5 protein-coding genes are annotated in these 15,261 nt (G+C 57.2%); all 5 read right to left on the bottom strand.

The features are described 5' to 3' along the window. Positions 1-11 precede the first annotated feature (11 nt). From B9Z49_RS02260 to B9Z49_RS02240, 5 genes are read right to left on the bottom strand one after another with little or no spacing between them, the layout of a single operon-like run. Positions 12-2,117, bottom strand: coding sequence for an HlyD family efflux transporter periplasmic adaptor subunit (locus B9Z49_RS02260; RefSeq protein WP_108351826.1), 2,106 nt, complete (start codon positions 2,115-2,117; stop codon positions 12-14). 3 nt (positions 2,118-2,120) lie between these two features. Continuing rightward, the gene (locus B9Z49_RS02255) at positions 2,121-3,470 is read right to left on the bottom strand and encodes an efflux RND transporter periplasmic adaptor subunit (protein ID WP_233254478.1); all 1,350 of its coding nucleotides are present in this window, start codon (positions 3,468-3,470) and stop codon (positions 2,121-2,123) included. Further along, positions 3,470-12,886 carry a Calx-beta domain-containing protein gene (locus B9Z49_RS02250; protein ID WP_108351824.1) on the bottom strand — a complete coding sequence of 3,139 codons (9,417 nt, stop codon included), beginning with the start codon at positions 12,884-12,886 and terminating at the stop codon, positions 3,470-3,472. Before B9Z49_RS02250 ends, B9Z49_RS02255 begins: the two co-directional genes overlap by 1 nt. Before the next feature lies 1 nt (position 12,887). After that, positions 12,888-13,676: an efflux RND transporter periplasmic adaptor subunit gene (locus tag B9Z49_RS02245; protein ID WP_108351823.1), complete on the bottom strand. Its 789-nt coding sequence runs from the start codon at positions 13,674-13,676 to the stop codon at positions 12,888-12,890. Next, entirely contained in the window at positions 13,676-15,223 is a 1,548-nt protein-coding gene (locus B9Z49_RS02240) for a TolC family protein (RefSeq protein WP_233254477.1), read from the bottom strand. Before B9Z49_RS02240 ends, B9Z49_RS02245 begins: the two co-directional genes overlap by 1 nt. Between the last annotated feature and the right edge of the window lie 38 nt (positions 15,224-15,261).

Here is a 15,261-nt window from a genome sequence, read left to right as displayed (position 1 = left end):
CACGCACTTCGTCAGAATCCAGTTTCCCTGACCAAAACAACCATGATTTGCCGTAAATAACGCGCGATCGGACTGGCCAAATCGGCATGGATCATCAAATTGCCGCGCCATGACAAGTCCTGCATATCCTCCGGCATATTCTGCAGCTCTAGCGTGACGCGGTACACCGCGCGCTCGGGCATTAAAACACCATTTTTTTCGCGAGTGATCACATGCCCGCCCAGCACACTGGCCAACTCTCGCCGAGGTAAAGTTCGCGCAGCGTCTTGGTCGATGGCCGCCACCTTGAGCTGCAACATCTTGCCCGTCGCGCTGTCCACCCAAAAACTGGCCCGCTGCCCCACTTGCACGCGGCCGGCGTCGTCTTCTTCCAGCCAGGTTTCAACCCGCCACGTTGTGCCTTGTTTGACCAGCACCCCCAGCTGCTCTTTCTTGCTTACCCATTGGCCTGCGGCCAAGTCGGGGTCGCTCATAAAAAAGTGCCCTGCATAAGGCGCGCGCGGTTGAAACTGGCTGCGCTCAGCCTGCGTTCCTTTCCACTCGGCTTGGGTGGTAGCAAGGGTCTGTTCGGCCACGCGCAAGCGTTTGCGCATCTCCTCATCAAAACCTGCAATGGCCGCTTGTTGCCGCTGCTGATCGAGGCGCACCGACAACACATTTTCTCGTCCTACCAAATCGGGCACTTGCAAAGTGACTAAGGGACTTCCGGCCGGAGCCAAAGCCCCATGAGCCCAGTGCAAGGCTTCCACACGCGCGCCCACAGGTGCATGGATCGGCCAAGCATCCACCGGCCTGAGTACCGCACTGGCGGTAATTCGTCCTGGCCAGGGCAAAGCCAGCAACAAGATCAGCAGCAGCAAGATCAAAACACTGTGAATGGTGCGTCGCTGCATGCGAATGCGTGGCCATAACTGTTGCCACACACGCAACTCCGAACGGATAGGCCAAAGGATGAACCAAGCAATCTCAACTGCAAACAACAGTAAGCCCAGTACTTTGAAAAAGAACACGTACACCAGCACTGCGATGCCCAAAAACAGCACCAGCCGGTACAACCAAGTTGCACAGGCAAACGCGATCAGGGCGCGTGCCGCCGATGGCCCAAAGTGTTCAGGTGGCGCATCGCCCAAGCCAAACAGCCACTCACGCAATTTCCAGCGGGCCAGCGCAAAACTGCGGCCATGCAAATTGGGCATGTCCAGTGCGTCCATCAAAATGAAGTAGCCGTCAAAGCGCATGAACGGGCTGGCGTTGATGGCCAGCGTGGCCACCCAACTGGTGGTCGACAACACAAACGCCGCCGACTTCAATCCCCCCTCGGGCAACAACGCCCAAGCCAGTGTGGCCCATACCGCCACCACCAACTCGGTGGCAATGCCAGCGCTGGCCACACGCAAGCGGTCAAAGCGGTTGGTCAGACGCCAGGTTTCGTTCGTATCGGTGTAGGCAACTGGCCACATCACCAAAAATGCCACCCCCATGGCTGGCACACGACAACCATAGTGCTTGGCCGTGAAGGCGTGGCCCAATTCGTGCAACAGCTTGACGCAAAACAGCGCCACCCCGTAGGCCATCAAACCTTCCAGATTAAAGGTGTCTACCAACGAAGCCGTAAACACATCCCAACGGCGCAGCACCTGAGTGAACCCAGCCAACATGGCCAACGCTGTCAACCAAGCAAAACCGGAGGAGCCAAACCAGCGTGCCAGCGGCAGCCAACGCGACAACCAGGCATCGGGCTTGATGAGTGGCACCCTGAAAAACAAATAGTGGTGCAACAGCCACTTCAAAGGCGTGCCCTGCAAGCGGGCTAACTGCTCCGCCATCTTGCGCGGTCCGTCGGGGCCTGAACCACGCACCAAATGGTGTTGAATTAAAAACTGCACCACCTCCAAAACATCATCAGCGGTCAACGCCAACGTTGTTTTGGCCGAAATGTCGGCCGCTATCTGCTTCGGATCGTCCATCGACCAGCGCTGCATGATGTGCAAGGTGGGCCAGTCAATCCGAAAGAACTGGTTGCGCACCGGGTCGTGCAGCGTCCAGCTCGGCTGGCCATCGGGCAAGCTGGGGCCGGGTATCAAGTCCAGTTCTTCGCGAAGACGCGGTAGGGCCATGACTCAAAGACCCAGGTAAGCGCGCAGCGTGGCCCACGGGCGCCGGAACATCCAATATCCAAGTGGCACTAAGCCGCCCTGCAACTTGGCAGTCCCCTTGAGGCCCACGCGATGCGCAGTCTTGCCAGACAGAGCAGCACGCACACGGTAGGCATAAGCGCCGTCGGGGCGCTGCACTGCTTCGTGCGCCATGTAACGCAAAGTGGCAGACACCGGCGACAAGGGGCTGGCGCTCAGGTAAAGCAAAACTTCGTCACCCACATCCAACCTGATGGCATCGGCGATCGGAACCCAAGCCTCAACCTCGACATCGTCCAGAGTAGCAATCCGCAAAATGCGCTCGCCAGTGGCCACCGGCTTTCCAATCCACTCCGAGGGGTCATCCATCAGCACCACACCCGTTTGGGGCGCCAACACGCGAGCACGCTTGAGCTGTTGCTTGAGGTAATAGATCTCAGCTCGGCGCTCCTCAATCTTGCCCACCAGCAAACCCAGCTGAGATTTAGCGCGAGCATCGCTGAGCGCCATCTGGCTGGTTTGGCGGTAATCGGTCTCTGCCGTAACCATGGCTTGCACCGCCACATCCAGCCGCGACTTGATCACCATTTCGTCAAAGCTGAACAGCGGTTGCTCAGCCTGCACTTGTTGATTGGGCTGGATGTGAAACACATCAATCACCCCGTCAAGCGGGGCGCGAATAACCAAGGGACTGGAGGGCACCAATTCACCCGGTGCCAACACCGTCAACCGCACAGGCCAAGCCATCACGGCCAGCAACAGCACCACCACCAGCAGACGGCGCTGTCGCCACCAAGGGCGTTCAGCCTGCCAGAACAAAACCTTGGACAAGATCCCACGCCAACCCCGCAAACGGGCCATGCGCGGCCGGTGCATCGCCGCAAAGGCGTGCCACCAAACCTCAGACCATTCATGTAATGCCTCGGTCGCCGAAATCGACCAAGACTCGTCGGACACAAAAATCGCACCGCCCGTCACGCCCGTCACGCCCGTCACGCCCTGAGCGCTGGAAGCCAGCCACAGCCCATTTTCTGGCCACCACTGAGCCCACTGATCGGCCAGCTCTGGGGGCAAATCCAGTGCACTGAACAAACGCGGGCCATCGCTGCCCATGTCCTGCAAATGGTGCGCCACTGCGTCCAGCCACTGCGCATAGGGCACATTGGCATCCACCTGCACCACGCCCGACAGACTCCAGACGCCCTCATCGGCCAACCACAACGCCGCCTGGCGGTAATAAGCCAGATCGAGCGTCTCGTTGACCAACAAAAACCCGAGCTCGCGGTCGGATCCGGCCTGCCGAGATCGGCGGGCCAGCTCAGACAAAGCGCCCATCATCCGGCGCGCACCCGCACGGGCGCAGCCTCACGCACTGGCGCAACCTCACGCACAGGTGCCTTGTTCACCCCATCGCCCACACGCACCAAAGTGATCGGGCGCTTACCCGCCATCTTCAGCTTCTCGGAGAAGCTGTCGCGGCTTTGTGGTTGCGGCGCCGTTTGCTCACCAATGAACATCTGGAACAGCGCTACTGCTTCGCGGCCATCGTCGTCACGCGCCAAGATCTTCAAGTCCAACTTGCCTTTGAAGTCGGGCGGCGGTGTCAAGGTGAATACACCGGTGACCGGATCAAACTGCACCCAGTTAGGCAAATTGCTGTCGTCGGCCTGCTTGGCTTGAAGCCTGATCACCGCATCCTTGCTGGAGTGGATGAACGCGTCAAAAGGCAAGCTGATCCTGGTGGTGGTGGTGGTGGATTGGACGAACTGATCCGTCACACCCCTGTAAAGACTCAGTCCCACTGGTGCTGTATCGCTCACGGGAATCTGATACCCAGATTCACGGGTCATCGCACCGACCATGGACATGGGAGGATCGGCAGGCACCAAGGCATGCGCCAAAGGCGACAGCTCCGAAGCGAACGTCTGCGGAGGCACGACCGCAGGAGGTGACGGTGACAGCATGATAGCGAGTGCTGCTGGCGCAGGAGGCGCAGGCGGGGTTGACGACAAAGGTGCTGGCTTGGGGCTGTCGTCATCAGGCGTGCCAGAGACGTTTTCCGTACCGTTAGGGTTGTAAACCTTGCCCAACCCATCATCGAGGATCGTTGACGTATCCGAACTCGACGGACCACCGCTCACAGCAACCGTCAAACTAAATGCCTCCGCCCCTTCGTACACAGTGTCTACCTGCGTCGTTACACGAACCTGGAAGTTCGTCACCAGCGCCGACAAGCTGAACGTGCCCCCACTGCTCACATTCACCGTCACCAAAAGTTTGCTTACCGGGTCGGTGTAACTCACCACCATCGCTGTGCTGTAGTCAGCCGATTGCGTCGTCACATTGGCCAGCGTTAAGGTGATCGTCTGAGCTGTCTCATACGCGTTGCTCAGGTTCACACCAAACACCGAAGGACTGCCCTCGGACACATCATCCTTGCCCACTACCGTCAACGTCGGACGGTCATCGTTGGCCGGGGTGCCGCTGATGTCACGGCCGTCATCGACGATGGTGCCGGTGGCCGTGCCGTTGGAGCCGCTGATCAGTGCACCATTGCTGGCATTGGCCAACTGCACCCGCAATGTCTCAGCCCCTTCATAAAGGGTGTCCGGAGTCGTTTGGACACCGAAGGTCTGGGTGTTCACGCCAGCGGCAAAGGTCAGCGTCGTGGTACTCCGCGCCGTGAAGTCTCCCATCTCGGCTGTGTCCGGACTTGCCAACGCCAGTGTCGAGACATTTACTGTCTGGCTGACATCAGATGCCCCGGTTCGGGTCACGGTAAACGTGGCCTGGCCGCCTTCACTGACGGTAACGTCGGCAACGCTGAAGGTCGGCCGGTCGTCGTCTGCATTCGGCCCTGGGCCAAAGGGGCCAGGCCCTGTGCCGTCGTCCAAGATCGTGCCGGTGGCCGATGCACCCGAGATAGTGGAGCCTGCGCTGTTGTTGGCGAGCGTGACGTTGAAGGTCTCGCCACCTTCGTAGGTGCTATCCAAGGTGGTTTGCACGGTGAAGGTCTTCCTGGTCTCACCGGAGGCAAAACTCAAAGTGCCACTGTTGGCCGTGAAGTCCGTGCCGCTGGTGGCACTGCCAGAGCTGGTGGCAAAGCCGATGGTCTGGGTGGCCACGGCGTTGCCGGTGCGCGAGACCGTGAACGTCATCAAGCCACCTTCGCTGATGAAGACATCTGCGACGCTGAAGGCCGTCCGGTCGTTGTCTGCGTTGGGGACTGGGCCTGAGGGTTCAGGTCCTGTGCCGATGTCCAAGATCGTGCCGATGGCCGTTGCATCCGAGATGGTGGAGTCTGGACTGTTGTTGGAGAGCGTGACGGTGAAGTTCTCGCCACCTTCGGAGGTGCTATCCACGGTGGTTTGCACGGTGAAGGTCTTGCTGGTCTGACCAGCAGTAAAGCTCAAAGTGCCATTGTTGGCCGTGAAGTCCGTGCCGCTGGTGGCACTGCCAGAGCTGGTGGCGAAGTCGATGGTCTGGGTGGCCACCGCATTGCCGGTGCGCGAGACCGTGAACGTCATCAAACCGCCTTCGCTGATAGAGACATCTGCAATGCTGAAGGTCGGCCGGTCGTCGTCTGCAGTGCTCTGACCCGGCGTGAACGGGCCTGGGCCGACGCCCTCGTTGGGATCGGTGATGTCACCATCGCCGTTGCGGTCCATGCGGCCTGTGCCGTCATCGATGATCGTGTTGGCCGCCGTGCTCGTGATGGCGCTGTTGGTGGCGTAGTTCGCCGTCAGCGTGAAGGTCTCTGCACCTTCAAACACCGCCGGGCTGTCCTGCTCGCTGGCGATATTCACCCGCACCAAGATGTTGCCTGAGACCGGAACCGTCGGCCGATCGCCACTTGTGCCATTCCAGCTGTAGGTCGTCCAGCTCGTTCCGCCATTGGTGGAGTAATCGAAGCTGAACCCGCTGGTCGTGGCGTTCAACGTATTGGCATCGCTGTCATTGCCCAGCGCCAAATTCACCGCATACCCGGCCACACCCGTCACCGTGAACGTTGCATACGGTGAGGCTTCATTGAACACCAGGCCACCGGTCACGGTCAACGTGCTGTCGTTGTCAAACCCAGTACCTGGGCCGGCGCCCTCGTTGGCATCGGTGATGTCACCATCGCCGTTGCGGTCCATGCGGCCTGTGCCGTCATCGATGATCGTGTTGGCCGCCGTGCTCGTGATGGCACTGTTGGTGGCGTAGTTCGCCGTCAGCGTGAAGGTCTCTGCACCTTCAAACGGGCTGTCCTGCTCGCTGGCGATATTCACCCGCACCAAGATGTTGCCTGAGACCGGAACCGTCGGCCGATCGCCACTTGTGCCATTCCAGCTGTAGGTCGTCCAGCTCGTTCCGCCATTGGTGGAGTAATCGAAGCTGAACCCGCTGGTCGTGGCGTTCAACGTATTGGCATCGCTGTCATTGCCCAGCGCCAAATTCACCGCATACCCGGCCACACCCGTCACCGTGAACGTTGCATACGGTGAGGCTTCGTTGAATACCTGGCCACCGGTCAAGGTCAGCGTGCGGTCGTCGTCATAGGCCCCACTTGCAGAATCGCCCGGAATCAACAGCGAACCATCGTCGTAGATCGTTCCTGAGGCTATCGACGTGGTCACCGTCAACGCCACGCTCGTGTTGGTGGTTGCAGCCGCGATGGTTGCCACCACCGTCTCCGCGCCCTCAAAAACCGTGTCTCCAACCGGGTCCACCGTGAAAAAGCTGGATATTTGACCGGCAGCAATGCTCAACACGAAATTGCCAGAGCCATCAGGGCTGATCAAGGTTCCAGTCGCATCCTTGAGCAAGTAATCAACTGGGTTTGCGGCTCCGCTCAAATTGATCGTGACCGAGGAAGCCGTTGGCAATGCATCACCGATCAAATTGACCCTGAACATCATGGCCGCTGTTTCACTGGCATCGCCTTCAGAGATGCCCACAGGACTGACTTCAATTGCCACGGTGGGCAACAAAGTGACGCCCGTTATGGTGAAAGTGAGGTCACTGGTGCTCGTGCCACCGTTCCCATCGCTGATGGTGTACGACACCGTTTGTGTGGCCGACTCCCCTTGGTTGAGGTAATCAAATGACCCGTTGGCATTGAATGTAAAAGCACCCGCGGCATTGATGGTGACCGTGGCACCTGAAGTCAGCGTCAAAAGCGTACTACCAGATGCAGCAACACCTTGACCGCCAATGCCAATCACAGTGAGCGCTTGATTGTCTGGATCAGAATCTGCAGTTACGTCACTGATCGAGTTAGCCGTGACGAGGGTCGATTCATTGGCCGTGTAGACATTGGGGCGAGCCACGGGCGCATTGTTCGGAACAGTTGCTGGCACCCTGATGTCGTCGTTGCTGCTGTCACTGCCGTCATTGGGGTCGGTGTATGCCGCCAGCAACACCGCGCCAGCTGCCAAACTGTTGAATGGCGAGGGCAGTGACGCTTCAAAAATACCCGTATTGGCAACCGTTTGCGTCAAGGTCACAGAAACGCCGTTGACAGTCGCCGTGACGGTTTTACCAGCAACAGAACTGGCTTCGTCCAGGTCGGTCACGCGCAGGTAAGCAGGGGCACCGGCGCTGTAGTTGGCCCCAGCATCCGCACCCGCAGACGTGGTGAACTGGGTGATGGAGGGCGTACCCAAGTCCCGTGCCGTGACGACGAAACTGCCAGTGGCCACATCGCTGATGGTGTTTTCGTAGCCTTCGGCCACAGTAGCGGTGATGGCGTACTCACCTATCTGGTTCAAGGTTTGCCAAACATACTCAAAAACTTTGTATGTGTCTCCAGAGCTTGGACTCCCAACCACCGTCGCTGAAATGGGCGTAGGCAAACCCAGGTCACCCATATCACCCGGCCCATCGATCGACAACTTTAGGCTGGTGATGTCGTAGGCACCAAAAGGGTCCATGACCTTGACGCGAAGGTATACCGTGCCACCGGCGTCGATGCTGCCAGACGAAATTTGATTGCCGCCCACCGAGAAAGGTTGGTCAAAGAAACCCATCTCTTGCACACCAGCAACCACACCATTGGTTTCCGTCACGCCATTGCTGTCGCTGTCTACCCCATCTACATCGACGATCTGGATGACGTTGGTCACAGGCAAATCAATACGGGAAGGGGTCGTGCTGCTGTCGTAGTCGATTTTGAAGCTGGAACCGGCCACATTGTTGGTGATGACCAATTTGACGCTGGCGCCTTTGGGGATGGTCAATCCAGAACTGAGCTCGCCGCTCCAAGTCAAGGTCCCAACGCCAGATGAAGAGGTTGTTTCGCTGTAGGCGGCAGAGCCCAAAGAGGCAATCGTCACATCTGACCCACCGGTTGAATAAGTCAATGCCGCAGTGATACCCGCGTAGGTACCGCTGGTCAGATTTGTCTCAGAACTCACGAATGTGGTGACATTCACCAACCCGGATGCAGGTAGACCAATGGCAGTGGCCATCGGGATCGTTTGGGTGAAAGTGGCGGGCACGGCAGGTGTGCTGGTGCCTGTGGTGTAAGTGATTCGATATTCGAAATCTTTACCGCTTTGTGAAGATCCTTTCTCGAATGCGTTGCCTGAGGGCAAATTTGTCAAGTTAGTATTGGAACCAGACCAGTTAAGTTTTTCGCCCTGTGAAGTGGAAACGCGAATGAAATACTGCGTACCAAAATCGAGCTGGGCGTTATTCAGCCTGGTCAGTTGAACGGAAGTCCGATTATCAAGATCATCTTTGTCTGAATCTTGAGGAAAAACTTCTCCCTTGCCTGTCCAATTGAACAATACCGTACCCGCGCTAGCGGCTGTGGCTATTTCAACCGTAAAGTTTTCTTGACTCGCATTGGCGCCGTTGTTTTCTCTTGCCAATGCCAAAAGCAAATGGGTAGGCACATAGGTTCCAGTACCAGTGACTGTGAAACTTTGCTGTGCACTTTGTCCACTTTTGATTTCATAGCTGTACCCATCTCCATTTTGATTGGTTGTGGTCACTGTTGTCGAGCCACCAGAGCTCTCTGGCGTGATGGCAACTGTTTGGTCTGTATCAGGGTCGCTGTTTGCAGCGTTGCCCGGATGAATGCGATCAAGGTTGCCAGAGGTATCACCACTGGCCGCATCGGCTGACAAATACAAACTCTTGATGAAGGTCACCGTCGCGGTGTCGCGGTTAGGCAAGGACCCCGGCGTGGTCGGGTTGTCGGTCGATGTACCAGTTACAGGGTCGGTGTAGTCGACCTGCAAAACATGCCCTAAAGCCGTTTTCAATTGGCCTGAGTTGTTTGCCACATCCGTGGCCAATGTGGTGGTGAGCAAGGTGCCTTGAAAAACGCCATTGACGCTGTCCGTTCTGGCCAGGGTGACCACCTCACGCTCATTGGTGGTGGTATTGATCACGGTCACCTGAAGGCTGGTACGTGAAGCTTGATCGGCATCCGTGACCCGAATTCCTAATGTGCTGCCCTCTGTGAAGTTGACACTTGTGCTGTCAAAGGAAGAATTGAAGAAATCCACCCGACCATCGGTCGCCGGCGGTGACGGTGCAGCCACACCCACAGCGGTTTTCAAATTGGTGTTGCTACCCGATGTGTAGGTGCCGGGTGTGATGCCCCAATTGATGGCGTTGTCAATGCCCAGCGCACTGCCAGTTTGACCCGAAGTCGGGTCACTGTATGTGGCTTGAATGGTTTCGGCATCCAGCAATTTCAATGTGCCGTTGCTGTTGGTGCTGTCCGTGCCGTTGGTGGCCAAAGTCGCCTGAAAAATTCCCGTATCGACCCCGGTTTCAGTCAAAGTCACCACCTCGACTTCACTTGAATTGGCTTTGCTCACTGTGATCGACAGTGTTTCAGCCGCAGCGGCATTTTTATTCTGATCGCCATCAACCACCCGCAGGCCGATGCTGTTCCCACTGATGAAACTGGCTGCCGTGGCAGAAAAATCAGACCGCATCAAGAATACTTCACCGTCGGTGACATTCACGTTCAGCCGTATTTGGTTTTGCTTGTCCTTTGAAACACCAGTTCCAGTCATGTTCACACTGTTGGTGATGGTGTAGTCGGCATCCGACAAAGCTTTGTTGATGGAGCTGCGCACCAAAACGCGGTAAGTGACCTCCACCGCAGCGCCGCGCTGCAGACCATCGTTCGTGTTGGCTGCGTTACTGGGGTCAAAGTCACTGATGCCGTAACCTGAGTTGGTGAACAAGGCAGGCGTGCCCGTCAGCGTTGTGTTGGCTGTCGGTGTTCCAACAGTGGTGGTGCCATTTGCTGCATAAAGCGTTTGCAAACCACCTTCAATCTTCCAAGCTTTGGTGCCATCTGGCCTGAAAACCGTCAAAACCATGCTGTCGGTCACATAGGTGGCACTGTCGGTCGGCGTGATCGCGTCTTTCAGGACCACATTGAACAGGTCGATGACCGCTCGGTTGGTCAAACGCACGGTGTACTTCACCTCCTCACTCAACTCTACGGTGGTGTTGGCATCGGCAGGGTTGTTCTCAACGGACTCTTTGGTCAGCACATAGTCAGGGAATGGGGTCACTGTGGTGCCCATGTCCAAATAAGGTGTTCCAGGCCCGGCAATGGAGGGGTCCTCACCCCAGGCGGCTGTTAAAAGCGTGCCGTCCAAGGTGTAAACGGTCAAGCCTGTTTGGTCTTTATCAGAGGTGTCGAAAAGTCGATACGACTGCAACTTGCTGACTGAAAAACGGGTGCGTGCCGGGTCATTGGCAGTTGCAGCCGTTACGGTACCAGCGATCACATTGCCGGCACCATCCCTGAGTTGAACCGTCGTGCTGTCTACATAAATCACAGCATTGTTGACAGGCGTCAACCAAACAGGACTGGCGTTCAGGTCGCCCGAAGCCAATGTGCGTGTGACATTGTCTGCACCTGGGCCCCAAGCCACCACAAATTTATCGGTGAGGTAAGACTCTGGCACCAAGGAATAAGACCAATCGTGCGTGGCGTTGTCTGTCGCATCCGCATCGATCACACTCACGGCATAAAACCTTTTAAGGGCGCCACCAGCAGAGACAGTATCGGTGGTGAAAAAACGCGCAGCAGACGCGGGCATCAAAAAGTATGAGGACTTGGTTGTGCTGTTCGAAGCCCAAGTGGTGCCGCTGGAGCCAGTGGTCGCGATCGTGCCGCTGCCAAAGGCTGTCTCGTACTGAATGTTGGCACCCTCGGGGTTGTAAATGACCACATAGGCTGGATTGGCCGTGAGGGTTGTGCCCACAGGGGCGTAATAACTGCTGGCCCACTGCTCGTCAGCCGTCAGCGCAAACCATCGGTTTTCATAAGAAGAAGCCACATCGCCGGCGATGAGGTAAACACCGACGCCTTTGTCTGCTGTGACTTTGGCGCCTGCATTTAAACCGCCATTGACAAAGTAGCTTTGGCCTTCATTGAGGATGACCGTGATGTCGGTCGAGCCATTGCCGTCTTTGTCGATGGTGACGACGGTGTTGTCTTGCGTAGCAATGATGTGAGCCGAGGTGTATTCAAACAGCTTGTTGGTGCCCACGGCGACGGTTTCGATGTTTTGCCCCACTGGCAAGGTGTAGACCTTGCCGGCATTTCCCACATCTACAACGTTGACAGCACCCGCCAAAACAGTGCCGGGGGTTGACGACCAGCCTGCGCGTGTCAATGAGATGGCCTTGGTCGATCCAACTTTGTCGCGACCATCAAAATCCAGCGTTGCAGGCGTTGTGGGATTGACCGCGTTGCTCAAAATGATGCTTTGGCCAGTAACACGGACACCCGTTCCGCTGATGGCGGCCTCACTGTTGTTTTGGATGCCATCGAGGTTGGTGTCCACAAACCAACCATTGTTGTAAGTCCACACCCGGGTGGTGGCTTGAGCGGGGTTGTTGATGTTGGTTTCGTAACCATCTTCCCACTGGTCGTAAACCACCACAGTGCCGTTGCTGGTGGCTGTGATAGCAATGACCGTTTGAATGTTGCCCGTGACCTGGGTATTGATCGCCTTCAAGGCCGTTTGAATGTTGGCCTCGGCCAAAGGGACGTAATGGGTTTGCGCAATCACATAAGGCACGGACGCCTCGACCCAAACAGTCTGCCCATTCACTTGAAGGGCCAAACGATCGTCCTCGCTGCCAGCGGTCACGGCATTGCCTGCAGGATTCACCACGAGCGATGCAAACGCATGGCCCTCGTCCCCTGTGCTGTCTTGTCCGGGGTTCAACCAAGTGTCAATGGCGTGGCCCAGTTCTTCGATCAACACCAGTCCGATGGCCTGACTTTTCGCTTCTTTCGCCACCCAGTCGGCATTCAAATAAATCACTTGTTCGCCAGACACGCCTTGGTCCGCAAATGCACCGGCAATGTGCTGCATTTGCGAGGCATCGAGCAAGGCTACCGGCAGGCTGATTTCACCGCTGCGAATGGCCACAACCATGGCGTCATAGGCCGAAGACCACTGATCACTGGGCGCAGCATCATGACGTCCGCCGTCAAAGATCTGAAGCAGTTGTTGTTTGGCTTCTGGGCGTACTAAAAAGTCGAGCACCATTTTTTGCGCGTCGGCTTGGGCTTGGGCCAAAGCAATGGGTGCAGCCGGTGCGAATAAATCAAACAATTGGGATGACACTGCATCAGATTTGCTGCCTGCATCAGTGACCGCATCCACTACCTGCAGCGCATCCGCCACCGCCGCCCCGTCAAACATGAAGCGCTGCTCCAGCGCCATCAGGCCGCTGGCGCGGCGGACCAGTCCGAGGTTCTTTTTTGTTTGCATGTCATTGTCCTTGGGGCGAGTTGAGCAACACTTTGCCGCTCATGCCTGCGATCAATTCAGGGGGTTTGCCGGTGATGGTCGCGGCAACTTTCACGGATTGGCTGACCGGGTCGACGCGAGCGCCGATACGGGTCAAACGAGCGGGATAGGTCTTGCGGGTTTCATCGATCTGCACTTGGAATGCCCTGCCTGTTCGCAGCCAGCGCAGCCAGACTGAGGGCACCAAAAACTCCAGCTCCAAAACACTGTCGTCAATAATGTCCAGCATGGACTGGCCAGCCTGCACATACTGCTGCTCGCGCACCCTTTGTTCGGCCACACGGCCAGCGAAAGGTGCGCTCACTTGACACTTGGCCAGCACCGCGTTGTGCGCACCGACTTCGGCTTTGGCTTTATTGGTGGCTGTCTTGGACAAGTCCAGTTCCAACTGACCTACGGCATTGAGTTGCTCCAGTCGCACGTTGGCCTGCAGGGTTTGCTCGGCGCCTTCCAGCTCGGCCTGGGCTTTGTCCAACTGGGCCTTTTGTAACGAGCAATCAAACTGCACCAGCATTTGCCCAGCTTTGAACACACCGCCTTCGGGCACAGCTATCGCTGAGACCTTGGCGCCAATTTCGGCGGCTATGGTGGTGTAGCGAAGCGGCATCAGCTGGGCACGAATGTCGTACCGTGCGATGGTCGGTGCAGCGGTTGGCGCTGGGGTTCGATCCGTCGGCGGTAGGGACGGCAAACTCTGTGCGTTGGCCCACGACAAGCTCAAGCCCCAAACCAATGCAGCAACTTTATGCATCACTTGGTCACCTTGGTTCCTTGGCCGATTTGCTGCCATGGTGCCTTGGAGCGGGTGATCTGTGCGGTCAGCTCCTCCAACGGCAGCTCATGGGTGCTGCCAATTTGAGGCTCCAAGCCCAGCGTGGCGAGCATGCGGTTTTCAGCGACTTGCACTTGGGCCAAGGCCTGGTAGCGGCGCAGCAGGCTTAAGATGGAAGCGGTTTCAGTGCTCACCACATCCAGCTTGCTTTGGACCTGCACCAACTGACGGTTGCGCATGACCTGCGCAATTTTGCTGTCGATGTCGTAGATGGCATCGGCACGGTCAAACTGGCTGCGAGCGTTGATGACTTGTAAGCGCGATAGGTGCACCTGGGTCAGTACGGCCGCCTGTGTGGCCATGCGGCGTTGGTCAGCCAAGGCCACGCCAGCTTCGGCCAGTTTCATCTGGGTGCCGGCCGTCACCAAGTTCATCAAGTTAAAGGACAGCTGCACACCGGCTTCGTTCCAGTTGTTGCTCAGCAGATAGCGGTCGGTGTCGTATTTGCCCCCGTAGTTGAACGACAAATTGGGGAACATGCGCAACATGGTTCTGCGCGTTTCCTCGCGGGCAATGCGGCCGTTGTAATGCTGCTCGCGCAGTTCAGGGTTGTTCTGCAGAGCCACCTCTTCGAGCTTGTCCACGGCCACTTGGGTCACTTGGTCATCGATGTTTTTCAGGTCGGTGGTGGCAATTTGAATGCCCTGCCCCACAGGTGCATTGATAAGGGCGGCCAAATCCACTAGGGCAGACGAAAGCTCTTGGTTGATGTTCTCCAGCAAGCGCAGGTTTTCCAGCAACTGGCGCTGGTAGCGCAGGGGCTCCAGCGGGTTGCGCACGCGCTCACCCGAGGCTTTGCGCGAATCGTTCATGGCTTCTTCGGCCAAAGCAATAGTTTTTTGCACATCAGCCTTGAGCAGCTGGGCGCTGGCGGCACGCCAGTAGGCGGTGCGCACGTCTTGCATCAGCAAGTGCATGGCTTTGCGGCGCTTTTCACTGGCAATCAAAAACCGGTCGGCTTGCTGTTTGGCTCCGTAATAACCCAAGCCAACGTCCAGCAAACTCCAGGTCAACCCGAGGTCGTAAGTGCTGTGATTGCGTTCGGATGTGGTTGCGGACGAGCTGGTGTTGGGTTCCTCGGAGGGAAAGCTGCTGCTGTGCGTGAAACGCGCACGGTCACGGGTGGCATAACCCGCCTGCGCCATGATCTTGGGCAGCATGTCGAACTTGCTCACGTTCATCTGGCCCATGGCGAGGGCCTCTTCCATCATGCGCGAGCGTCGGTCCAAGTTGTACTTTAAGGCGCGCGCCATGGCCTCTTCGAGGTTCAGGGGACCGCTCAGAGGGGCTACATCTTTACGTATGAGCTCGCCGTCTTTTTGGATTTGCGAGGCCATGTCTTGCGGTGAAACGGTAACAGGCTGAACACTGGCGCAACCCACCGCAGCCACGCTGGCCAGTGCGACCAGGCTCATCCGCAAGGGGCGCTGTAATTTTTGGATGTTGATGTTTTTTGAAGTTTGCATATTTCCTGCTACGTAAAGAATGGATAAGACTTACTGCC

This window comes from Limnohabitans sp. 2KL-51, from assembly GCF_003063645.1.
GTDB lineage: Bacteria > Pseudomonadota > Gammaproteobacteria > Burkholderiales > Burkholderiaceae_C > Limnohabitans_A.
The sequence above is the reverse complement of the archived record's forward strand: the minus strand, read 5'-3'. Positions and strand labels throughout refer to the sequence as shown.

Coding starts and splice junctions, on each gene's coding strand:
- B9Z49_RS02260 (WP_108351826.1), bottom strand. CDS start 2,117: ATGGCCCTACCGCGTCTTCGCGAAGAACTGGACTTGATACCCGGCCCC.
- B9Z49_RS02255 (WP_233254478.1), bottom strand. CDS start 3,470: ATGGGCGCTTTGTCTGAGCTGGCCCGCCGATCTCGGCAGGCCGGATCC.
- B9Z49_RS02250 (WP_108351824.1), bottom strand. CDS start 12,886: ATGCAAACAAAAAAGAACCTCGGACTGGTCCGCCGCGCCAGCGGCCTG.
- B9Z49_RS02245 (WP_108351823.1), bottom strand. CDS start 13,676: ATGCATAAAGTTGCTGCATTGGTTTGGGGCTTGAGCTTGTCGTGGGCC.
- B9Z49_RS02240 (WP_233254477.1), bottom strand. CDS start 15,223: ATGCAAACTTCAAAAAACATCAACATCCAAAAATTACAGCGCCCCTTG.